This is a genomic window from Hymenobacter sp. UYCo722, from assembly GCF_040547115.1.
GTDB lineage: Bacteria > Bacteroidota > Bacteroidia > Cytophagales > Hymenobacteraceae > Hymenobacter.
In genome coordinates this window covers 145,389-166,322 of the sequence record NZ_JBEPPC010000007.1, presented here as the reverse complement: position 1 = coordinate 166,322, position 20,934 = coordinate 145,389, and the positions used below count along the sequence as shown (strand labels likewise).

Below are 20,934 nucleotides of genomic sequence, written 5' to 3'. Positions count from 1 at the left end.
GAAGCATCTCTACCGCTTCGTTGCAGCTAGCATTAATTACTGCTGCACGCGAGATGCTTCGGCTGCGCTCAGCATGACGGCCTTATTCTAACAGACTATAGCTAACTCATGATAGCAGAAACCTTTATCCGCCGCCCCGTCACGGCCATCGTCAGCTCGCTGGTGATTGTGCTGGTGGGCTTGCTGGCCATGTTAAACCTGCCCATCGGGCAGTACCCCGAAATCACGCCGCCCACGGTGTCGGTGTCCGGCACTTACACCGGGGCCGATGCCCAAACCGTGGAGCAGACCGTGGCCACGCCCGTGGAAGTGCAGGTGAACGGCACCCCCGGCATGACCTACCTGCAAAGCAACAGCACCAGCAACGGCCAGATGAGCATGACGGTGAACTTTGAGGTCGGCACCGACATCAACATCGCCGCCCTCGACGTGCAGAACCGCGTGGGCATTGCCCTGCCCTCCCTGCCGCAGGAAGTGCAGCGCCTCGGCCTCACGGTGCGCAAGCGCAACCCCAGCATCCTGATGCTGGTGGCCCTCTACGCCCCCAAAGCCACCCACAGCGCCACCTTCCTCGACAACTACGCCAACGTCTACATCAAGGACGCCCTGCTGCGCACCAAGGGCGTGGGCGACATCGTGAGCCGCGCCGATGACTTCTCGATGCGCCTTTGGCTGAAGCCCGACAAGCTTTCGCAGCTCGGCCTCACGGCCAACGACGTGCTGGCGGCCGTGCAGGAGCAGAATGCCCAGATTGCGGCCGGCTCCATCGGGGCCCCGCCCCAGCAGACGGGCCAGACGTTTGAGTACATCGTGACGGTGCAGGGCCGCTTGGCCACCACCGAGGAATTCGGTGATATCATCGTGAAGACCCGGCCCGAGCAGAACGGCGGCATTGTGTACCTCAAAGACGTGGCCCGCCTGGAGCTGGGCAAGTTCAACTACGGCAACAATTCCTACGTGGACGGCAAGCGCGCCGCCTATCTATTGGTGTACCAAGCCCCTGGGGCCAACGCCTTGGAAACGTTTGACAACGTGAACAAAACCATGGAACAGCTTTCGAAGAAGTTCCCCACCGACCTCACCTACATCGTGCCCTTCGAGGCCGCCAGCGTGGTAAAAGTGTCCATCAAGGAAGTGGTCGAAACGCTGGGCATCGCCCTGCTGCTGGTGGTGGTGGTGGTGTTTTTGTTCCTGCAAAGCTGGCGCTCCACGCTCATTCCGGTGCTGGCCATTCCGGTGTCCATTATCGGCACGTTCGTGTTTTTCATTCCGCTGGGCTTCACGATTAATACGCTCACGCTGTTCGGTTTCGTGCTGGCCATCGGCATTGTGGTCGATGACGCCATTGTGGTGGTGGAGGCCGTGGAGCACAACATGGACGCGCGCAACATGAACGTGCTCGACGCTACGCTCGAAGCCATGCGCGAGATTTCGGCCCCGGTTATCGCCATTGCGCTTATTCTGGCGGCGGTGTTCGTGCCGGTGGGCTTCATTCCGGGCATCACGGGGCGCTTGTACCAGCAGTTTGCCATCACCATCGCCATTTCGGTGTTGATATCGGCCTTCGTGGCCCTTTCGCTCACGCCGGCTTTGTGCGTGCTGCTCCTGAAGCCAACCAAGCGCGACGAGCATTCGACGGGCCTCGACAAGTTCTTTTTCAAGTTCAACAGCTGGTTTGGCCGCGTCACGGATACCTATGGCAACGGCGTGGCCAAGGGCATCAAGAATTCCAAGTTTGTGGTCATCATCCTGGTGTGCATCGTGGCGGGCACGGTGCTGCTGTTCCGGGGCAAGCCCAGCGGCTTTCTGCCCACCGAGGACGAAGGCCGGATTTTCATCACCTTCAACCTGCCCGAGGCGTCCAGCACGGCCCGCACCGTGGCCACGCTCCAGGGCATGATGAAGGAGCTGTCGCAGGTGAAAGGCATTGCGCACTACGCCGCTCTCGGCGGCCTCAACGCCGTGAACTTCTCCTCGAAATCGAACTCCGGCACCATCTTCTGCCAGCTGGAGCCCTGGGAAGACCGCAAGGACGAATCCCTGCGCCTGCAAGGCCTGATGGCCACCTTGCAGCAGCGCATGGCCAAGTTTAAGGAGGCCACCACGGTGGTGATTTCGCCACCCGCCATCCCCGGCCTGGGCAACACCGGCGGCTTTAGCTTCGTGCTGCAAGAGCGCGAAGCCCAGGGCGGCGACGTTCGCACCTTCGACGCTAACCTGCAAGCCTTCCTCGGGGCCATTCGGAAGCGGCCCGAAATTGCCAGCGGCTTTTCGTTTTTCACGGCCAACACGCCGGGCTACCAGCTCACCATCAACCGCGAAAACACCAAGAAGCTCGGCGTGTCCATTGCCGATGTGGCCACCGCCCTGCGCACCTACCTCGGCTCGGCCTACGTGAACGACTTCACGCTCTACGGCCGCAACTTCCGCGTGCTGGCCCAGGCCGACAGCAGCTACCGCGACGACATCGCCAACGTGGGCCAGTACTACGTGCGTAACTCGGCCGGCACCATGGTGCCCCTGAGCAGCCTCACCACCGTCAAGCGCACCGAAAGCGCCCCGCTCATCTCGCACTACAACCTGTTCCGCTCGGCCGAAATCAACGGCAACCCTGCCCCCGGCTACAGCTCCGGCGACGCCATCAAAGCGCTGCAGGAGGAAGCCGCGAAATCCCTGCCCCAGGGCTACGGCTACGAATTCTCGGGCCTGAGCCGTGAAGAAGTGCAGGCCAGCGGCCAGACCATCTACATCTTCGCGCTGTCCATCGCCTTCGTGTTTCTGTTCCTAGCCGCCCTGTATGAAAGCTGGTCGGTGCCGTTCTCGGTGCTGCTGGCCGTGCCGGTGGGCATCTTCGGTGCCATCCTGGCGCTGTTTTTCCTGCCCAAGCTCACCAACAACGTCTACGCCCAAATCGGCATGATTACGCTGATTGGCTTGTCGGCCAAAAACGCCATTTTGATTATCGAATTTGCCAAAGAGCGGGTTGATAAAGGCATGCCGCTGGTCGAGGCGACGCTCGAAGCCGTGCGCCTGCGCCTGCGCCCCATCATCATGACGTCGCTGGCCTTTATCCTGGGCATTGCGCCGCTCACGTTTGCGTCCGGGGCCGGGGCTTTCAGCCGCCAAACCCTGGGCTGGACGGTGCTCGGCGGCATGCTGGCGGCCACGGCGCTGGCCATTTTCATCGTGCCGGTGCTCTACGTCATCATCACCCGCTTCGCCTACGGCAAGGAAAAGTTGGCCGAGCTGGAGAAGAATTACAAGCCCGACGAGGAGCACAGCGGCCATAAAGAGGAAAAAGGCCCGGAGCCCACTCCAAGCCCAGCGTAGAAGGCAATGGAACGAAAAAAGCCCGTCATGCTGAGCTTGCCGAAGCATCTCTACCGCTGAAGTAATTAGTTACTATTGCGGTAGAGATGCTTCGGCTCCGCTCAGCATGACGGGCTATTCGGATAGGATAGCCACTCAACATCAATGGGCGCACGCGGCCATAAAAACCCCGATTTATGGCCATCCTAGTGCTCGTCCGGCACGGTGAATCGACCGCCAACCTGGCCAATATATTTACCGGCTGGCTCGACGTGGCCCTCAGCCCCAAAGGGGAGACCGAAGCCCAGCAAGTGGCCGAAAAGCTGCGCGGCTTCCACTTCGACGTGGCCTACAGCTCCACTCTTATCCGGGCCGAGCGCACGCTGGACATCATTGTGGCGCGGCCGGCCTGGGCCACCCTCCCGGTGCACCACGCCGACGCCCTGAAGGAGCGGATGTACGGCGACCTGCAAGGCCTCAACAAGACCGAAGTCGCCCTCAAATACGGCCAGGCACAGGTGGACGAGTGGCGGCGCAGCTACGACGTGGCCCCGCCCAACGGCGAAAGCCTCCAGCAGACCCAGGCCCGGGCCGTGCTTTACTTCGAGGCCGAAATAGCCCCCCAGCTGCGAGCGGGCCAGGATGTGCTCATCGTGTCGCACGGCAACACCTTGCGCGGACTGCGTATGTACCTCGAAAAGCTCACGCCGGAGCAGGTGGTGGCGCTGGAAATTGTGACCGGTGCGGTGCACGAATACCAGTTTGATGCGCAGCTGAACATCGTGGCGATGCGGAATTTGTAGCAACATGCTCCAGCTGGTGACGTGTGAGGCCCGGCAACTACAACGCAAAAGCACCAAACTGAGTAAGCTGCTCAACCAATTCCCCGTTCATCTGCGCCAGTTGAAGCCGGCGCTATATCCCTCCCGCATGGGCCCACAATTCCTTTTCGCCACCGGCATCGAAAACAGCAACCCCACCATCCAAAACGGCAAGCTGCGCGTGGATGAGATGGAAAAATGCGGCCATTACCAGTATTGGCAGCGGGATTTTGAGTTGGTGCAGGAGCTGGGCATCTGCTTTTTGCGCTACGGGCCGCCCATTCACACCACGTTTTTGGGGCCTGGCAAGTACGATTGGTCGTTTGCCGATACGACGTTTCAGGACCTGCGGCGGCGCAACATCGCGCCCATCGTCGACCTGTGCCACTTCGGCGTGCCCGACTGGCTGGGCAATTTCCAGAACCCCGATTTCCCGCTGCTGTTTGCGCAGTATGCGCGGGCCTTTGCGCAGCGGTTTCCGTGGGTACAGCTCTACACGCCGGTAAACGAGATGTACATCTGCGCGCAATTTTCGGCCCGCTACGGCTGGTGGAATGAGCAGTTGACCGGTGACAAATCCTTCGTAACGGCCCTCAAGTACATCGTGAAAGCCAACGTACTGGCCATGAAGGCCATTCTGGAAGTGCGGCCCGATGCCATCTTTATCCAGAGTGAGTCGAGCGAGTATTTCCACGCCGAAAACCCCGCCGCCATCAAGCCGGCCGAGGTTATGAACGCTGAGCGGTTTTTGTCGCTGGATTTGAATTACGGCCGGCGCGTTGACTCGACGATGTATGAGTTCCTGATGGACAACGGCATGACCCGCGAGGAATATCACTTCTTCCTCGGCAACCAGCTCAAGCAGCATTGCATCATGGGCAACGACTATTACAAGACCAACGAGCACCGCGTGCGGGCCGATGGCAGCAGCGTGGCCGCGGGCGAAGTGTTTGGCTACCACGTCATCACCACCCAATACCACGACCGCTACCGCCTGCCCGTGATGCACACCGAAACCAACCTCTGGCAGGGCCCCAACGGCGACGAGGCCGTGCACTGGCTTTGGAAAGAGTGGGCCAACGTGCTGCGCGTGCGCAACGACGGCGTGCCCGTCGTGGGTTTCACCTGGTATTCCCTCACCGACCAGGTGGACTGGGACACCGCCCTGCGCGAAAACAACGGCACGGTTAATCCCCTGGGATTATTCGACTTAGACCGCAACATCCGCCCCGTGGGCGCGGCCTACAAGCAGCTCATCACCGACTGGAACCAAGTGCTGCCGGCCATGAGCGCCTGCCTGCAAGTACCCATCGTGATGCCGCAGGACAGCAACGAGGACTGGGCACTGGAACAAAAAGCCAACGTGAAAGCCGCCAGCGCCGACAAGTCGACCGCCGCCGCCAACAGCCCTTCGGCCGATGCCTCCTGAATGTTGCGAGGCCTTTTAGTCCGCGCCCGAACGCAGCTCATCCCCTTATTGCGCGCGAATTAAAAGTTCGCGCGACCATTCCCCTTCCATCATGAGATTCACCGACAAAGTAGCCATCGTTACCGGCGGGGCCAGCGGCATTGGTTTGGCCGTGGCCAAGCGCCTGGCCCATGAGGGTGCCCGCATCGTGCTGGCCGATTACAACCAGCAAAACCTCGACGACGCCACATCCCAGGTGAAAGCCGCCGGTGCCCCCGACGTGCTGGCCAGCCTCTGCAACGTGGCCATTGAAGCCCAGGTGGAAGCTACCGTAGCGAGCGCACTGGACAAATTCGGCCGCCTCGACGTGGTCGTGAATAACGCCGGCCTCATGCAGTTCAAACCCCTCGAAGAGCTGACCGGTGACGACTGGCTGCGCATCCTGAACGTGGATTTGCTGGGGGCTTTCTACTTCACCAAGCAGGCCTTTCTGCACATGAAGCCGGGCGGTGCCATCGTGAACGTGGCCAGCATCCACGCCATCGAAACCAGCCCGCTGGTAGCGCCCTACGCGGCGGCGAAGGCGGCCATGCTGTCGCTCACCCGCTCGTCATCGCTGGAAGGCAAGCCGAAAGGCATCCGCACCAACGCCGTGCTGCCCGGTGCCATCGACACGCCCATGCTCTGGGACAACCCCAACGTGAAGTCCGGCGTCGAAGTCATCGACAAAAACGATGTGGGCAAGCCGGAGGACGTAGCCGCTATCGTCGCTTACCTGGCTTCGGATGATGCCGCGTTTGTGCAAGGCGCGGAAGTGCGCGTAGACGGCGGCCGACTGAACAGGCTCTAGCATCCGGCACGGCCCTTGCAATGGGCCCTGTGCCGGGCTCTTTTGCCGTGGCTACTCTCCTATGAAAACCTTCACTCTCGCGGCGCTGCTGCTGCTTTCGGTTAGTTCTTTCAGTGCTTCGGCGCAGTTTCGCCTGCCCAATCTGGGCGGCATTAAGCTGCCTGGCGGCATCAGGCTTCCCGGCAGCACCACGGGTACTACCAGCACCACCAACAGCGGCAGCATTGGCGGCCTAAGCAACTCCGAAGCCGCCAGCGGCCTCAAGGAAGCCCTGCTACAAGGCATCGGTAAGGGGGCCGACCAGGCTTCGCAGCCCGATGGCTTCTACCTCAACCGCCTCATTCGCATCCCCTTCCCGCCCGATGCCCAGCGCGTAGCCACCACGCTGCGCAGCATTGGCCTGGGCAGCCAGGTCGATAAGTTCGAGCTGAGCCTGAACCGGGGCGCGGAAGACGCCGCTCGCAGCGCCAAGCCCATCTTCATCTCGGCCATCAAAAGCCTCACGTTTTCGGATGTCTGGAATATCCTCACCGGCCAGAAGGATGCCGCCACACAGTTTCTGAAGCGTACCACCGCCACGCAACTGGTGACGGCCTTCTCGCCCATCATGCAGAAAAGCCTCGACCAGGTGGGGGCCACGCGCTACTACACGCAGCTGGCCGGCAGCTACAACCAGCTGCCCCTGGTGCAGAAAGTGCAGCCCGATTTGAACCAGTACGCCACCGGCAAAGCCGTGGATGGCCTGTTCACGCTCATCGCCCAAGAGGAGGCCAACATCCGCGAAAATCCCGTGGCCCGCACCACCGAGCTGCTGCGCCGCGTGTTTGGCGGGCGCAGCTAAGCACGTCGGCTACTGGTCCGACCGCCCTAAGCGGTCCGACCGGTTGAAACACCCCCGATTTCACTCTAACGACAACCGGTCGGACCGCCTAGGGCGGTCGGACCGGCAAGTGGCGTATGTTTGCGGCCCTTTACCCGCAACCGTACGTCCCTTTTTTATGTCCGTCCTCACTATCCGCAGCCTCGCCGAACTTGAACAACACGCCGGCCAGGAGTTAGGCACGTCCGCATTCCACACCATTACGCAGGAGCAAATCAATCAGTTTGCCGCCGCTACGCTCGATTTTCAGTGGATTCATACCGATGCCGAGCGCGCTGCCGCGGAGTCGCCCTTCAAGGCCACCATTGCCCACGGCTACCTCACGGTGGCGCTGCTGCCCTACTTGTGGCAGCAAATTGTGACCATCGAGAACCTGAAAATGCAGGTGAACTACGAAATCGAAAGCCTGCGCTTCAACCAGGCCGTGACCGTGAACAGCGCCGTACGCCTGCACGCCAAGCTGCTGTCGGTGGCCAACCTGCGCGGTATTGCCAAAACTCGCATTGAAGTATCACTGGAAATTGAAGGCGTGAAAAAGCCGGCTTACACTGGCGTAGTCACGTTCCTGTACCACTTTCAGGAGCAATAGGGATATATAATAGCTGCGCTGATTTAGGCGGCAGGCAGGAATGACCGGATAGCGTGAGCTGTTCGGTCATTTTTTATTAAATTAGGCGGAATATTCATCTTTTTCTGTAAATACTTATGAAACATCTCCTTCTGGGATTGGGTCTGCTGCTGGCCTTGGCTAATCCGCAGGCCGGCATGGGCCAGTCCGCCAAAGCGAGCAGTCAGCCCCCGCTTATCGACCGCGAGCTGCTGTTCGGCGACCCCGAGATTTCGGGCGCGCAGCTCTCGCCCGATGGCAAGTTCCTGTCCTTCATCCGGCCCTACAACGGCACCCGTAACATCTGGGTGAAGGGCTTGGCCGAGCCTTTCGACAAGGCCCGGCCCATGACCAACGACCAGAGCCGCCCGGTGCGCGGCTACTTCTGGAGCCGCGACGGCAAGTACTTGCTCTACAGCCAGGACAAGGCCGGCGATGAGAACTTCAACATCTACGCCGTGAACCCGGCCGAGGCCCTGCCCGCCGGCCAGCCCGTGCCCACCGCCCGCGACCTCACCAACCTGAAGGGCGTGCGCGTGCAGATTTTCAACGTGCCCCTCACCGACCCCAACACGCTCTACATCGGTCTGAATGACCGCGACAAGGCCTGGCACGACCTGTATAAGCTGAACCTGACCACCGGCGAGAAAACCCTGGTGCGCCAGAACAATGACCGCATCGGCGACTGGACCTTCGACTGGAACGACCAGCTGCGCCTGGCCGCCCGCTCGAACCCCGACGGCAGCACCGAGTGGCTGCGCGTGGATGGCGAGAACATGACGCCCTTCTACAAAACGAGCATCGACGAGCAGAGCGCCGTGGAGGGTTTCGCCAAAGACAACCAGCACGTGTACCTGACCACGAACAAGGGACAGCGCAACCTGGCCGAAATCGTGCTCCTCGACCCCGCCACCGGCCAGGAGCAGCCCTACCAGGCCGACCCGTTGAAGCGCGTGGACGTGGGCGGCCTCACCATTTCGGAGAAAACGCACGAGCCCGTATTCGTGAGCTTCGAGGACGACCGCATGCGCCGCGTATGGAAGGACAAGGGGTTTGAGCAGGATTTTGCCACCGTGAGCCGGCAGCTGCCGGGGCTGGACGTGCAGCCCATGTCGCACACCACCGACGAGCGGCTGTGGCTTCTCGCGGCCAGCTCGGCCACGCAGCCCAGCGTGGCTTACCTGTTCGACCGCCAGACCAAGCAACTCAGCAAGCAGTACGAAACCCGCCCCAAGCTGAAAGCCGCCGACCTGGCCGACATGAAAGTGGTGCGTTACAAGTCGTCGGATGGCCTGGAGATTCCGGCCTACCTAACCCTGCCCAAAGGCGTGGCGGCGAAGAATCTGCCCGTCATTATTCTGCCCCACGGCGGACCGTGGGCACGCGACACCTACGGCTTCAACGCCATGGCCCAGTTTCTGGCCAACCGGGGCTACGCCGTGCTTTCACCCAATTTCCGGGCCAGCACCGGCTACGGCAAGCAGTTTCTGGAAGCCGGCAACGGCGAGTGGGGCCGCAAAATGCAGGACGACCTGACCTGGGGCGTGAAGTACCTGGTGGCCCAGGGCATTGCCGACCCCAAGCGTGTGGGCATCATGGGCGGCTCGTACGGCGGCTACGCCACGCTGGCCGGTGTGGCCTTCACTCCCGATTTGTATAACGCCGCCGTGGCCATCGTGGCCCCGTCGAACCTTACGACCTTGCTCAACGCCATTCCGCCCTACTGGGAGGCCGGCCGCAAGCAGATGTACGCCCGCATGGCCGACCCCGGCACCGAAGAAGGCCGCGCGGCCCTGGCCCGCATGTCGCCGCTGGGCTCGGCCGATAAAATCAAAACCCCGCTCATGATAGTACAGGGGGCCAACGACCCGCGCGTGAACAAGGCCGAAGCCGACCAGATTGTGGTAGCCCTGCGCGACCGCAACTACCCCGTGCAATACCTGCTGGCCCCCGATGAAGGCCACGGCTTCGCCCGCCCCGTGAACAACATGGCGATGTTCGCGGCCTCCGAGAAGTTCCTGGCCGGCCACTTGCACGGCCGCTACCAGGCCAGCATGACGCCCGCCGTGGCCCAGCGCCTACAGGAAATTACAGTGGACCCCAAAACGGTGCAGCTGGTAACGAAGACCAACGTGAAGTAAAACGATTAGCGGCAGTCATGCTGAACACACTGAAGCACCTTATCACGTTGGAGTAAGTCGTTCCAACGCGATAAGGTGCTTCACTGCGTTCAGCATGACTGCCGCTGACGATTACACCGCCATTTCCGGGTATTCATCCCCGGCATAAACTGGCTCCATGTCCTTTTCCTCGTCCTCCGTGAACAGTCGCGAGCGAATCAAAAACCGCACGCCGAGCGGGATTTCCAGCGAAAAGCTTGCGCCCCGGCCCTTCACCACATCCACTGTTAGCTGGGTGTGCTTCCAGTATTCAAACTGGCTGGCGCTCATAAAGAAGTCGCAGCCGTAGATGCGGCCCAGCCACGTATCGTTGCCACCCACGCGGAACTCGCCTTTGGCAAAGCACATGGGCGAGGAGCCGTCGCAGCACCCGCCGCTTTGGTGAAACATGAGCGGGCCGTGCTCGTCGCGGAGCAAGTCGATGGTGGCTTCAGCGGCGGTGGTGACGAGAACGCGGGGAGTGGGCATTGGGCGGAAGTGATGGGTATGAGAAGCAGCTTGGCGGCGCGAGCCAACATGGCTGATTTACAAAAAAGCAGTTTCAGGTCGTGACAGCTTTGGCGCAGTGCCTTTGCGATAGAAAGTGTACCGCTTGCCGGTACGTCTATCCTCAATAACACTTTTGATGAAGTCGTAAACCAAGGCATGTGCAGGGTCTGAAACACGCTCTACAGCGCCAGTTTCGGCGTTGCGCACGTCCACAGTAGCCAGGCGGCCGGGCTGCGGGGCAGCATACACGTGCAAGGTGGGCATACCACGCTCGGCTGGTAATTCTCGCAACACCCAATCGGGATGCTTGGCACCGGGCACCGGAAGGTTCTGCGCATCAGCTACGGAGGCGCTAGAAAGCAAGATGAACAGGAGAAGGATACTTTTCATCAGTACGAAGCAAGTGGCGTTGATAGAGACATGGGCAGCTGCCTGGCTGTTGCTTAGCAAGTAGGCAAAAAGCAGTGCCACCAAACAAGAACGTCATGCTGAGCGAAGTCGAAGCATCTCTACTGCACTACTAATCCAATCGTAAGGATTTAGTTACGCGGTAGAGATGCTTCGGCTTCGCTCAGCATGACGTTCTTAACCGGTGTTCTTCTACGTCAGTCAGCTAACCTGGGTCTAGAAGAAGCCCAGCTTCTGCTGGCTGTAGCTGATGAGCATGTTCTTGTTCTGGCGGTAGTGGCCCAGCATCATCTTGTGGTTTTCGCGGCCGAAACCGGAGGCCTTGTAGCCACCGAACGGCGCACCGGCGGGGTAGTCGTGGTAGCAGTTTACCCACACGCGGCCGGCCTGAATGGCGCGGGGCACTTCGTACAGCTCGTGGGCGTCGCGGGTCCACACGCCGGCCCCGAGGCCGTAGAGGGTGTCGTTGGCGATTTCGATGGCTTCCTCCACGGTTTTAAAGGTGGTGACGGACAGCACCGGGCCGAAGATTTCCTCTTGGAAAATCCGCATCTTGTTGTGGCCCCGGAAAATGGTGGGGTGGATGTAGTAGCCCTCGGCCAGCGCGCCGTCTTCCTGCGAATAGGCTTCGCCGCCGGTCAGCACCTCCGCGCCTTCGGCCTTGCCGATTTCGAGGTAGCTCAGGATTTTCTCGAACTGGTCGTTCGAGGCCTGCGCACCCATCATCGTAGTCATGTCGAGCGGGTTGCCCAGCTTGATGGCCTTCACGCGCTCAATGACGCGGGCAATAAACTCGTCGTAAATGTCTTCCTGAACGAGCATCCGCGAGGGGCAGGTGCAGATTTCACCCTGGTTCAGGGCAAACATCACCGCGCCTTCGATGGCTTTGTCGAGGAAGTCATCGTCGGCATCCATCACGCTCTTGAAGAAGACGTTGGGCGACTTGCCGCCCAGCTCCATCGTCACCGGAATCAAGTTCTCCGACGCATACTGCATGATGAGGCGGCCGGTGGTCGTCTCGCCCGTGAAGCTGGCCTTGTTGATGCGGGGCGACGAGGCCAGCGGCTTGCCGGCTTCGAGGCCGAAACCGTTCACGACGTTAATCACGCCGGGCGGCACCAAATCCTGAATCAGCTCCATGAGCACCATAATGCTGGCGGGGGTTTGCTCGGCGGGCTTCAGCACCACGGTGCAGCCGGCCGCGATGGCGGGGGCCAGCTTCCAGGTGGCCATCAGTATCGGGAAGTTCCAGGGAATAATTTGGCCGATAACGCCCAGCGGCTCCTGGATATTGAGCGAAAGCGTGGTGCTGTTCAGCTCGGTAGCGCTGCCCTCCTCGGCCCGAATTACGCTGGCGAAGTAGCGGAAATGGTCCACCACCAGCGGCATGTCGGCGTAGGTGGTTTCGCGGATGGGCTTGCCGTTCTCGACGCATTCCACGGCGGCGAGGTGGGCGAGGTTTTCCTCGATGCGGTTGGCAATTTTGTTGAGGATATTGCTCCGCTCGGTGGGCGAGGTTTTGCCCCAGGTTTTGAAGGCTTCGTGGGCGGCATCGAGGGCCAGGTCAATGTCTTCCTTGGTGCTACGGGCTACTTTGGTGAAAGCCTTGCCGTCGATGGGCGACGGGTTTTCAAAATACTGGCCCTTGACCGGGGCCACCCATTTGCCACCGATAAAGTTGTCGTAATGCGATTTGAACTTGGGGCGGGCCACTACGGTAGTGGTTTCTTCTAAGGTTTCAGCCATGGCTTTGTTGGAATGGGAATTAGGTGAACTGAAGATATTGTAAAGGTCCCTTTTTACTTAGCTGAAAGGTTGTGGTATTATCGCAAAGAGTGCTGAAATTATCGCAACTTGCTACCCCCTCGCCATGTTGGGAGTGTGTACTCCCTCACCACAATCACTTCCGCCATGCCCAGCCGCGTTCATTTGCCTGCCGCCGTTGCACCACTCGCGCTGGAGCGGCTGCATTCTCTGGTCGAAAACCGGACGGTATACAGCCTGGAGGGATTCGAGCTCAACGTGTTCGAAACGCACCACGCCGCCCACCGCGTGCCCCTGCGCCTCGAAGGCCTGGCCCTGACCACGATGCTGCGCGGCAAAAAGGTGATGCACCTGCCCGGCCGCGAAGCCTTCGACTACCTGCCCGGCGAATCGGTGGTTGTCGACAAAAACGAGCTGATGGAAATCGACTTTCCCGACGCCTGCCTGTGCCAGCCCACGCAGTGCCTGGCCGTGACCATCGCACCCGATACCATCCGCCACACCGTGGATTTGCTGAACGAGCGCTACCCACGCGCCGAAACCCATCAGCCCTGGGCCATCGCGGGTTCCGACTATGCTCACCTCACCAACACACCCGAGCTGACCGATACGCTGGGCCGTCTGGTGGCCGTGTCGCGTACTTCCGATATCAACAAGGACGTGCTGGCCGGCTTTACCCTGCAGGAGCTATTGGTACGCCTGATGCAGACCCAGGCCCGGCAGCTCATTTTCCACGACTACGCCCGGCACCTCACCACCCACCGCTTCGCCGCCGTGGTGGGCTACATTAAAGGGCATCTGGCCGAAAACCTGACCATTGATAAGCTGAGCGCGCTGGCCTGCATGAGCAAGGCCACGTTCTTCCGCGTCTTCAAGCGCGAGTTCGGGATTACGCCGGTCGAGTACATTATTCGGGAGCGGCTGGGCGAGGCCAAGCGGCTGCTGCGCCACCCGCTGGCCAGCGTGGCGGAGGTGTGCCTGCGGGCGGGGTTCAATAACCTGTCCTATTTCCAGGCGCTGTTCAAAAAACACGAGGGTGTGACGCCGGGGGCGTATAAAAAGCAGGTGGTGGCGTAGCGCAAAGCAGCGTCCCTGGCACTTTAGAAAACGACGCTGTAGGGCAGGTTGGCCAGCTCCCGCACGTCCTTGTCCAGCTTGACACGCATGATTTCGTGCACGTTGGCCCGAATGCGGTTGGCAATCTGGGTGAGCGGCAAATCGTTGCTGTCTTTGCCGAAGGGGTCTTCGATTTCGTCGCCAATCATCTCTACTCCGAGCAGGGCGTAGGCTCCGAACATGGTAATCGGCACGGTGAGCCACTGGTAGGTATCGAGTAAATTAAAGGGCATTATCAGAATAAAGACCGAGATAAAGCCCTTGATAAAGTAGCTGTAGGAAAACGGAATGGGCGTGCCCTTGATGCGCTCGCAGACGCCCGCCACATCGAGCATGGCCTCGTGGTGGCGCTGGAAGGTGATGAGGTGCTCGGGCAGAATAAGACCCTGCCGCAACAGGTGCTCGAAGAACTCCTGTATTTGGGCGGCGATGCGGGCGGGCACATGGTCGACCAGCTCCAGGTCCTTGACGAAATCAGGGGTCGCGTCTTCCAGCTTTTCGAACCGCACGCCGGTGCGCAGGTGGCCATCGAGGGCAATGGGAAAGTTGGAAAGCAGCCGGGCAAAATAGGTACGGGTGGCCTTATCGTCGGCCGGCAGGCGGGCCCCGACCACAATGGCCAGGTTGCGGCAGTTGTTCACAAGCTGGCCCCACACGCGGCGGCCCTCGTAGAACCGGTCGTAGGCCGTGTTGGTCCGAAAAGCCATCAGCAAGCTGAGCATGATGCCCAGAAACGTAAAAAACTCCCGGTCGATGGGCGTGTGCAGGCGCTCGAACCGGGTGGCGGCGGCCGCAATACCAGTGGCATAGAGGCCGACAAACAGCACCCGCCTTAGTAGCAGCCGGATTACGCCAGAGGAGCTCAGGTGGCGCAGGGCCTCCCACCAGTCAGTCGATTTGTAGACAATCATAAGGTCGCGAAAGCCCGCCGGAACAACCGGACGGGGTGGGCAAAACTACGTAGCGGAGCCAATAACCGCCGGTTTTGGCACTTTCGCCAGTAGCGCGAGCTGGGCGGGCGGGCCCCGTCAGGACGGCCAGCGCGATGCAGCTACTGGTTTTTCGGTAGGTGTAATTCATCGATTTCCGGGATTGTGGAAGCTTTTGCGCCGGAAGACCTTTGCCTTGTCCTCCAACTCCACTAACCCCCTCACCGATGAAAACGGCTCTTTATTCCCTTCTGGCCCTCGGCCTCTGGCATACCGGTGCTTCGGCGCAGCTGCCGCAGCGCCCGGCCACTTTGCAGGCGCTGCGGGCCAGCCTGCCCAAGCATGGGCCGGGCCGGGCCGCCCGGGCGGCAACCGCCAGCGTGCTGCGTCCCGGCCAGGTGATGGATTACGGCTACAGCCCGATTACCAACCAATGGGTCGGCCCCAAGCGCCTTACCTATACCTACAACGCCCAGGCCCTGGTGACGCAGGAAGTCGTGGCCGACTCGGCCAGCGGCACGCCTTACAACCGAACGCTGACCACCTACAACGCCGCCCAAAAACCACTCCTTATCAGCACGCAACACTACGCTGGCGGCAAATGGAACGACGACAGCCGCGACCAGTTTGCGTACGATGGGCAACAGCAGCTTACCCTGCAAGAGCACCAGAGCCCCGACCTGGCCGGCAATTGGCTGACTGATATCGGTACGCGCTACCTCAATAGTTACGATGCCGCCAACCACCTCACCGCCCAAACCGTGCAGGTGTACCGCACCGCCACCCTGGCCTACGCCGACTCAGTGCGCTACCAGTACTCCGTAGCTGCCAACGGCGAATGGACCGCCCGCCTGAGCCAGGTGCCCGACGGCCAGGGCGGCTGGCAGGACGACGAGCGCTGGCAGAACGTGGTGTGGTACAGCTTCGCCGAAATGCTGGTGGCCAACGTGGAGCTGCAGGTACCCACTGCCTCCGGCCAGTGGCTGACCGTAGCCCGCCAGCTGGGCACCTATACCCCTATCCGCCAGGAGCTTTTGACCCAGCACCAGGCGGGCGTCAGCTGGGAAAACGACCAGCGCCAGTTCGCCAACTTTGATTTTGCGGGCAACCCTACGCAAATAGAATTCGATGATTGGAACGGGACTGGCTGGGACGTTATTATTGCCCTGCAGGACCAGTACACTTATAATCCCGACGGCAGCATCCGCTTTCAAATCACGAGCACCGACTTCGGCGGCACGGGCTTTCAGCCGGACGAGCGCCGCAACTACGGCAGCTACCAGGCCATTGCGCTGGCCACCCGCGCCGGGAGCCGACTCGCGCGGCCGCTGCCTGCCTACCCCAACCCCAGCGCCGACGGCCGCTTCACCGTGGAGCTGCCCACGGCCCTGGCCGCCGCCGAGGTAAGCGTGACCGACGCCTTGGGCCGCGAAGTCTTCCGCGATGCCTGGCAGGGCAGTGCCCGCCCCCACCTGCGTCTCGACCTGAGCGGCCAGCAGCCGGGCCTCTACACCCTAAGCGTGCAAACGCCGGCCGGTCGGCTGGTGCAGAAGCTTAGCGTCCGCTGAGCCGCTACCGCAGCAAAAGCGCACAATGGTGGGCCTCCCGCCACGATGGCTTTATACCTTTGATAAACTCCCGGGCTATGCGTATTTTCCTTTTGAGTGCGGCGTTGGCAATCAGCCTCTTTCTGCCGGGCTGTGCCCGCCGCAGCTTTCAGAGCCAGACCTTGGTTCCGGCCGCGCTGGCCACGCATCGCACGGTGGCCATTTTGCCCTTCACTGTCGGGCTGGAGCGCCTGCAGGACGTGGTAATCCGCGGCCCCGAGCCCTGGACCGACAGCGTCCGCCGCCCCCTGGCCCTGACCCACGGCCCCAATCGCCAGCGGTGGGGCGAGCGCCGGCAGCTCGGCTATCAGCTACAGGCCGAGCTGCAGGCCGCCCTGATGCGTCAGCAGGTGACGCATCCCATCACGGTGGCGTTCCAGAACCCGGCCGACACCAACCAACGGCTGGCCCGGGCGGGCATCACCTACGAAAGCCTGCCCTCCCATTCGATGGCCGAACTGCGCGCCGCCCTGGGGGTGGACGTGGTGCTGCTGGGGCAAACCGACATGCGCCAGCTGCTGCCCGGCAGCGCCAGCATCGCCCTGTTCGTGCTCACTGACTCAAACCTGATGGCTGCCAACGGCGTGCGTACCGCGCTCGACCTGTACGATACCCAAACCGGCCAGCTCGTGTGGCGCTTCGACCACGAGCTGGCCGGGCGGCCCAGCACCAGCCCTGTCGCGTTGGCGAATGCCCTGGTCCGGCACATGTGGCGCGGGTTTCCGTACGTCGCTAAGCCCTGAAGAATAGCCGCGTGCGCCTACCCGTTGGCGTACGAAATTCCAACCACTTCCATCACCTCCTGCTGCCCGCCCAGCGGCAGCGGCACCAGCTGCTTTAGCTTCGCGCCCTGCACGGCACGGGCAATGGGTGCCACGAAAGCCACCTTGCCCAGCGCCACATCGGCTTCATCAACCCCCACGATGGTAAACTGGCGCTCGAAACCGACCTTTCCGCCACTCACGGTGCGCAGCGTCAGGGTAGCTCCGAAGCGTGCTTCCTGCGGGGGCTGGCCGGCGGGGTCTACCACTTTGGCGCTGCCCAGGCGCTCGAGCAGCAGCGCGATGCGGCCGTTGTAGAGGGAAAGGCGGTGGGTGCGGTCGGTGTCATTGTCGTGGTTGGCTTCGGCCTGGGCGCGCTCGGCTTCAAGGGTAGTTAGCTCGGCGCGCAGCAGCGCTAAGCCGTGGGGCGTGACGTAGTTGGGCATGCCCGGAGGCAGGGCGGCCCGGGGCGGAATAATGGGCGGCGTCTGCGCGTCGTCTTCCCTGGTAAATCCTCGGCTCATGTTCCGGCAAACGCAGACATGCCGGGCAGGTTGCGCGGCCGGGTGCAACCATTGGGGCCAAACAGCGGTTACCATCCACTATTTCGCTACCTATTCGATTCGCTCGCGCTATTTGATGTCAGAATTGCTTGCCAAGCCCGCTGGGGCGGTTTCCGTTACGCTTCCCGCCCACCGCCTGCCCAATTCGCTCGTCTGGCTAATGGCCCTCACCTGCGGACTGGTGGTGGCCAATATCTACTACAACCAACCGCTGCTGGCCGACATCGGCCGCACGTTTCACCTCTCCGACAGCAATGCCAGCCTGGTGGCCACTGCCACGCAGGTAGGCTACACGCTGGGCATGCTGCTGGTAGTGCCCCTGGGCGATATGCTGGAGCGCAAGCGCCTGCTGCTGCTTATGCTGCTGGGCGCGGCGGCCTGCCTGGGGCTGGCGGCGTTTGCGCCCAGTTTCGCGCTGCTGGCAATAGCCAGTATTTTTATTGGCATTTGCTCGGCGGTGCCGCAGCTGCTGCTGCCCATGGCCGCGCACCTGGCCCCCGAGGCCGACCGGGGCCGCATCGTGGGCCGCATCATGAGCGGCTTGCTGATTGGGATTCTGGCCTCGCGCACCATTAGCGGCTACGTGGGGGCGCACCTGGGCTGGCGGGCCATGTTTGAAATCGCGGCCGTTACCATGCTGGCGCTACTGGGCCTGCTGGCCTGGCGCCTGCCCGAAGACCGGCCCAATTTCACCGGCACCTACGGCTCGCTCATGAAATCGCTGCTGACGCTGACCAGCACGCTGCCGGCCCTGCGCCGCTCGGCGCTCGTGGGGGGGCTGCTGTTCGCAGCCTTCAGCGTGTTCTGGACCACGCTCACGTTTTTCCTCGAAAGCCCGACCTACCGCTACGGCAGCGACGTAGCCGGCTTTTTCGGGTTGGTGGGGGCCATGGGCGCACTGGCCGCCCCCCTGGCCGGCAAAGCCGCCGACACGCGCGGCCCGGACTTCGCCCTTGGCATCGGCACGCTACTGGCGGTGGGCGCTTATGCGGTGCTGGGCCTGGGCGGCTTCCACCTGGCCGGGCTGGTGGCGGGGGTAATTTTGCTTGATGTGGGCGTGCAGGCGGCGCACATCTCCAACCAGACCACCGTTTTTTCGCTGGTGCCCGAGGCCCGCAGCCGCCTCAATACCGTGTACATGACCGGTTATTTTACGGGTGGCTCGCTGGGTTCGGTAGCCGGCGGCGTGGCCTGGACGCACTTTGGCTGGACCGGCGTGTGCGTGCTGGGAGCCGGCCTGTCGGGGGCGGCCTATTTGGTGAGCCGGTTCTACGGGCGCGAGTAGTGCTTGTGCCGAAGCCAGGCGGCACAGCAGGCGCTACTCGACGGCCGCCAGCCGCTCCACGCAGGTTTGCAGGCTCGCGCGCCAGTGCGGAATGGCTACCCCCAGCGCGTCTTTGATTTTCGTTTTATCCATCACCGAAAACGGCGGCCGGACGGCTTTTGTGGGATATTCGCTGGTACGAATGGGTGTGGTTTTCACCGCAATTCCGCTCAGCTCGAAAATGGCGGTGGCGAAGTCGTACCACGAAGTCAGGCCCTCGTTGCTGTAGTGGTAGAGGCCATAGGCCGTGCTGCCACTTTCGATAATTCCGAGGATGACGCCGGCCAGGTCGATGGCGTAGGTGGGCGTGCCCACCTGGTCCCAAATCACGCGCAGCTCGTCACGCTCGCGGCCCAGCTTGCGCATGGTTTTCACGAAGTTGCCGGCAAACTCCGAGTACAGCCAGCTGGTGCGCAGGGTGAAATACCGCTCCGTCAGGCCCGGAATCACCTGCTCGCCTTCGAGCTTGGTGAGGCCGTAGATGCCCAGCGGCGCGGTTTCGTCGGTTTCGACCAGGGGCTGATTGCCCGCGCCGGCAAACACGAAATCGGTCGAAATCTGGATGAGCGTGCTGCCATGTTCGCCGCAGAGGCGGGCCAGGTTTTCCACGCCGTCGCGGTTGATGCGGCGCGCCAGGTCCACGTCGTCCTCGGCCTTGTCCACGGCCGTGTAGGCGGCGCAGTTGATGACGTAGGCCGGGTGGTGCTCGGCAAACAGGGCCGCCAAACCCTCGGGATTGAGGATATTGGCCTGCTCCTCGGCCAGAAATAGCAAGCCTGCTGTGCCGCGCTCGCGGGCCACGTGCGCCAGGCATTGCCCCAATTGCCCGGAGGCCCCAAAAACCAGTGTCGTGCTCATCGCTAAAACTTCGAGTTAGCCCGCAAGTTAGGCCCGTCCAGGCGCTGTAGCCCATGCTGGAGCTTATGCTTTGCCGGGCGCGGCACGAGTTCCAACATGGACTACCAGGAATTACGCCGGTGGCGGCAGCAGTTTCTGGCCCGCCGAAATCTCCTTGCCCACAATAGCTTGTTTGTTTTTGATGGGTTCGAAGCGCACCTCGCGGGGCTGCTTTTCGCTCAGGTATTTCCAGTAGCGCAGGGGCATGTGGCGGCGGTGCAGCTTCAGGTTTTTGCGCTCGGGAATGTTGACGTGGTCGAAATAAGCCTGCCAAAGGTGCTTGAACAGCGGTTCCCGCTCATCGAGCACGGTAGCAGAAATATCGGTGGCTTTCCGGCCCGCCGGGTTTTCAAACTGCACAATGTCGGTGCGCGTGAGGTCGTAGTACAGCCCGTAGTGGCGGCGGCGGTCGTAAATCAGCCAGCGCTGGTCGGCGTAGCGCTTGGTGAAATGCGCGGCAATGAGCGGCAGCACGTCCATGTCCGGCTCGATAGTGGCGTGAAACAGCTCATCGCTGGTTTTCTCGAAGCGCACAAAGGCCTCCATCCGGTGCTTTTCGCGGAACATCATCTGGGCCAGGCGCTGCACGCGGCGCACGTCGGCATTGGCGTAGTTCTCCGCTACATCCACGGGCGAGCGCAGCGCCAAATCCACGTAGCGAAAAATCAGCAGTTCCCGGTCCGCGTCTTCGCTAAGAAAAACGTGGTAAAGGCGGGCGCGGGCTTCTGAATCCATTGTTTTCAGGAGGCCGTCCCATACGCGGGTGGCCAGGGCTTCCTCCGTTTCGCGATGGGCCGGCTGCACGAAAAGGCCACTCTGGGCCGTGGCCTCGGGCTGAATGCTGTTGGGTGGCGACTTGCTTTCGTAGATGCGGAACAACACCGTGAGCAAGCCCTCAAACGTGCCGTCGTAGGTATAGTCCAGCGGCCGGGCCGTGAGCGCGGGCGCACCAACCCGGCGCGGGGTGGCAGGTGCTGGCGTGGCGAATGGGCGGCGGACGGGTTTCAATAGGAAGTGGGCG

At 61.8% G+C, this 20,934-nt stretch carries 18 protein-coding genes; 11 read left to right on the top strand and 7 right to left on the bottom strand.

The window, feature by feature from the left end; translation table 11 throughout:
* The first annotated feature begins 108 nt into the window (after window positions 1-108).
* The 7 genes from ABIB44_RS16320 to ABIB44_RS16290 all read left to right on the top strand — a co-directional run bounded on the left by ABIB44_RS16320 (window position 109) and on the right by ABIB44_RS16290 (window position 10,016).
* Window positions 109-3,330 (top strand): efflux RND transporter permease subunit, encoded by a 3,222-nt coding sequence (locus ABIB44_RS16320; protein ID WP_354585732.1) that lies wholly within the window; start codon window positions 109-111, stop codon window positions 3,328-3,330.
* 176 nt (window positions 3,331-3,506) lie between these two features.
* Window positions 3,507-4,112: a 2,3-bisphosphoglycerate-dependent phosphoglycerate mutase gene (locus tag ABIB44_RS16315; protein WP_354585731.1), complete on the top strand. Its 606-nt coding sequence runs from the start codon at window positions 3,507-3,509 to the stop codon at window positions 4,110-4,112.
* Between the two features lie 127 nt (window positions 4,113-4,239).
* A complete protein-coding gene (locus tag ABIB44_RS16310) occupies window positions 4,240-5,559 on the top strand; it encodes a family 1 glycosylhydrolase (protein ID WP_354585730.1) in 1,320 nt (439 codons plus the stop codon).
* Window positions 5,560-5,650: 91 nt separating this feature from the next.
* Window positions 5,651-6,388 (top strand): SDR family NAD(P)-dependent oxidoreductase, encoded by a 738-nt coding sequence (locus ABIB44_RS16305; RefSeq protein ID WP_354585729.1) that lies wholly within the window; start codon window positions 5,651-5,653, stop codon window positions 6,386-6,388.
* A 61-nt stretch (window positions 6,389-6,449) separates the two neighbouring features.
* A complete protein-coding gene (locus ABIB44_RS16300; RefSeq protein ID WP_354585728.1) occupies window positions 6,450-7,229 on the top strand; it encodes a DUF4197 domain-containing protein in 780 nt (259 codons plus the stop codon).
* A gap of 157 nt (window positions 7,230-7,386) precedes the next feature.
* Complete coding sequence (locus tag ABIB44_RS16295; protein WP_354585727.1) at window positions 7,387-7,857, top strand: MaoC family dehydratase; 471 nt, start codon at window positions 7,387-7,389, stop codon at window positions 7,855-7,857.
* Between the two features lie 116 nt (window positions 7,858-7,973).
* Entirely contained in the window at window positions 7,974-10,016 is a 2,043-nt protein-coding gene (locus ABIB44_RS16290) for a S9 family peptidase (protein ID WP_354585726.1), read from the top strand.
* A 111-nt stretch (window positions 10,017-10,127) separates the two neighbouring features.
* On the opposite strand, the gene ABIB44_RS16285 is transcribed toward ABIB44_RS16290, so the two are convergent.
* The 3 genes from ABIB44_RS16285 to ABIB44_RS16275 form a co-directional block, all read right to left on the bottom strand.
* On the bottom strand, window positions 10,128-10,523 hold the full coding sequence (locus tag ABIB44_RS16285) for a DUF779 domain-containing protein (RefSeq protein ID WP_354585725.1): 396 nt from the start codon (window positions 10,521-10,523) through the stop codon (window positions 10,128-10,130).
* A 57-nt stretch (window positions 10,524-10,580) separates the two neighbouring features.
* On the bottom strand, window positions 10,581-10,934 hold the full coding sequence (locus tag ABIB44_RS16280; protein WP_354585724.1) for a hypothetical protein: 354 nt from the start codon (window positions 10,932-10,934) through the stop codon (window positions 10,581-10,583).
* A 234-nt stretch (window positions 10,935-11,168) separates the two neighbouring features.
* On the bottom strand, window positions 11,169-12,698 hold the full coding sequence (locus tag ABIB44_RS16275) for an aldehyde dehydrogenase family protein (protein WP_354585723.1): 1,530 nt from the start codon (window positions 12,696-12,698) through the stop codon (window positions 11,169-11,171).
* A 165-nt stretch (window positions 12,699-12,863) separates the two neighbouring features.
* Here ABIB44_RS16275 and ABIB44_RS16270 point away from each other — a divergent pair, with 165 nt between their 5' ends.
* Window positions 12,864-13,793: an AraC family transcriptional regulator gene (locus tag ABIB44_RS16270; protein ID WP_354585722.1), complete on the top strand. Its 930-nt coding sequence runs from the start codon at window positions 12,864-12,866 to the stop codon at window positions 13,791-13,793.
* A 23-nt stretch (window positions 13,794-13,816) separates the two neighbouring features.
* Here the strand turns inward: ABIB44_RS16270 and ABIB44_RS16265 are convergent, their stop codons facing one another.
* On the bottom strand, window positions 13,817-14,743 hold the full coding sequence (locus ABIB44_RS16265; RefSeq protein WP_354585721.1) for a bestrophin family protein: 927 nt from the start codon (window positions 14,741-14,743) through the stop codon (window positions 13,817-13,819).
* Window positions 14,744-14,988: 245 nt separating this feature from the next.
* On the opposite strand from ABIB44_RS16265, the gene ABIB44_RS16260 reads away from it, so the two are divergent.
* Together ABIB44_RS16260 and ABIB44_RS16255 are read left to right on the top strand one after the other, a co-directional pair.
* Window positions 14,989-16,329: a T9SS type A sorting domain-containing protein gene (locus tag ABIB44_RS16260; RefSeq protein WP_354585720.1), complete on the top strand. Its 1,341-nt coding sequence runs from the start codon at window positions 14,989-14,991 to the stop codon at window positions 16,327-16,329.
* A gap of 77 nt (window positions 16,330-16,406) precedes the next feature.
* Window positions 16,407-17,111 (top strand): hypothetical protein, encoded by a 705-nt coding sequence (locus ABIB44_RS16255; RefSeq protein WP_354585719.1) that lies wholly within the window; start codon window positions 16,407-16,409, stop codon window positions 17,109-17,111.
* Between the two features lie 17 nt (window positions 17,112-17,128).
* On the opposite strand, the gene ABIB44_RS16250 is transcribed toward ABIB44_RS16255, so the two are convergent.
* A complete protein-coding gene (locus ABIB44_RS16250; RefSeq protein WP_354585718.1) occupies window positions 17,129-17,653 on the bottom strand; it encodes a GreA/GreB family elongation factor in 525 nt (174 codons plus the stop codon).
* 115 nt (window positions 17,654-17,768) lie between these two features.
* Here ABIB44_RS16250 and ABIB44_RS16245 point away from each other — a divergent pair, with 115 nt between their 5' ends.
* Window positions 17,769-18,977, top strand: a complete 1,209-nt coding sequence (locus ABIB44_RS16245; RefSeq protein ID WP_354585717.1) for an MFS transporter — start codon at window positions 17,769-17,771, stop codon at window positions 18,975-18,977.
* A gap of 33 nt (window positions 18,978-19,010) precedes the next feature.
* Here the strand turns inward: ABIB44_RS16245 and rfbD are convergent, their stop codons facing one another.
* Together rfbD and ABIB44_RS16235 are read right to left on the bottom strand one after the other, a co-directional pair.
* Window positions 19,011-19,874 (bottom strand): dTDP-4-dehydrorhamnose reductase, encoded by an 864-nt coding sequence (gene rfbD / locus ABIB44_RS16240; protein ID WP_354585716.1) that lies wholly within the window; start codon window positions 19,872-19,874, stop codon window positions 19,011-19,013.
* 111 nt (window positions 19,875-19,985) lie between these two features.
* The gene (locus tag ABIB44_RS16235; protein WP_354585715.1) at window positions 19,986-20,921 is read right to left on the bottom strand and encodes a TIGR03915 family putative DNA repair protein; all 936 of its coding nucleotides are present in this window, start codon (window positions 20,919-20,921) and stop codon (window positions 19,986-19,988) included.
* Between the last annotated feature and the right edge of the window lie 13 nt (window positions 20,922-20,934).

Excerpts from the sequence above, each read along its gene's own strand:
- ABIB44_RS16305 (WP_354585729.1), top strand. The coding sequence starts at position 5,651 with ATGAGATTCACCGACAAAGTAGCCATCGTTACCGGCGGGGCCAGCGGC.
- ABIB44_RS16290 (WP_354585726.1), top strand. The coding sequence starts at position 7,974 with ATGAAACATCTCCTTCTGGGATTGGGTCTGCTGCTGGCCTTGGCTAAT.
- ABIB44_RS16320 (WP_354585732.1), top strand. The coding sequence starts at position 109 with ATGATAGCAGAAACCTTTATCCGCCGCCCCGTCACGGCCATCGTCAGC.
- ABIB44_RS16265 (WP_354585721.1), bottom strand. The coding sequence starts at position 14,743 with ATGATTGTCTACAAATCGACTGACTGGTGGGAGGCCCTGCGCCACCTG.
- ABIB44_RS16315 (WP_354585731.1), top strand. The coding sequence starts at position 3,507 with ATGGCCATCCTAGTGCTCGTCCGGCACGGTGAATCGACCGCCAACCTG.
- ABIB44_RS16275 (WP_354585723.1), bottom strand. The coding sequence starts at position 12,698 with ATGGCTGAAACCTTAGAAGAAACCACTACCGTAGTGGCCCGCCCCAAG.
- ABIB44_RS16255 (WP_354585719.1), top strand. The coding sequence starts at position 16,407 with ATGCGTATTTTCCTTTTGAGTGCGGCGTTGGCAATCAGCCTCTTTCTG.
- rfbD (WP_354585716.1), bottom strand. The coding sequence starts at position 19,874 with ATGAGCACGACACTGGTTTTTGGGGCCTCCGGGCAATTGGGGCAATGC.
- ABIB44_RS16300 (WP_354585728.1), top strand. The coding sequence starts at position 6,450 with ATGAAAACCTTCACTCTCGCGGCGCTGCTGCTGCTTTCGGTTAGTTCT.
- ABIB44_RS16310 (WP_354585730.1), top strand. The coding sequence starts at position 4,240 with ATGGGCCCACAATTCCTTTTCGCCACCGGCATCGAAAACAGCAACCCC.
- ABIB44_RS16250 (WP_354585718.1), bottom strand. The coding sequence starts at position 17,653 with ATGAGCCGAGGATTTACCAGGGAAGACGACGCGCAGACGCCGCCCATT.
- ABIB44_RS16295 (WP_354585727.1), top strand. The coding sequence starts at position 7,387 with ATGTCCGTCCTCACTATCCGCAGCCTCGCCGAACTTGAACAACACGCC.
- ABIB44_RS16245 (WP_354585717.1), top strand. The coding sequence starts at position 17,769 with ATGTCAGAATTGCTTGCCAAGCCCGCTGGGGCGGTTTCCGTTACGCTT.
- ABIB44_RS16285 (WP_354585725.1), bottom strand. The coding sequence starts at position 10,523 with ATGCCCACTCCCCGCGTTCTCGTCACCACCGCCGCTGAAGCCACCATC.
- ABIB44_RS16280 (WP_354585724.1), bottom strand. The coding sequence starts at position 10,934 with ATGAAAAGTATCCTTCTCCTGTTCATCTTGCTTTCTAGCGCCTCCGTA.
- ABIB44_RS16270 (WP_354585722.1), top strand. The coding sequence starts at position 12,864 with ATGCCCAGCCGCGTTCATTTGCCTGCCGCCGTTGCACCACTCGCGCTG.
- ABIB44_RS16260 (WP_354585720.1), top strand. The coding sequence starts at position 14,989 with ATGAAAACGGCTCTTTATTCCCTTCTGGCCCTCGGCCTCTGGCATACC.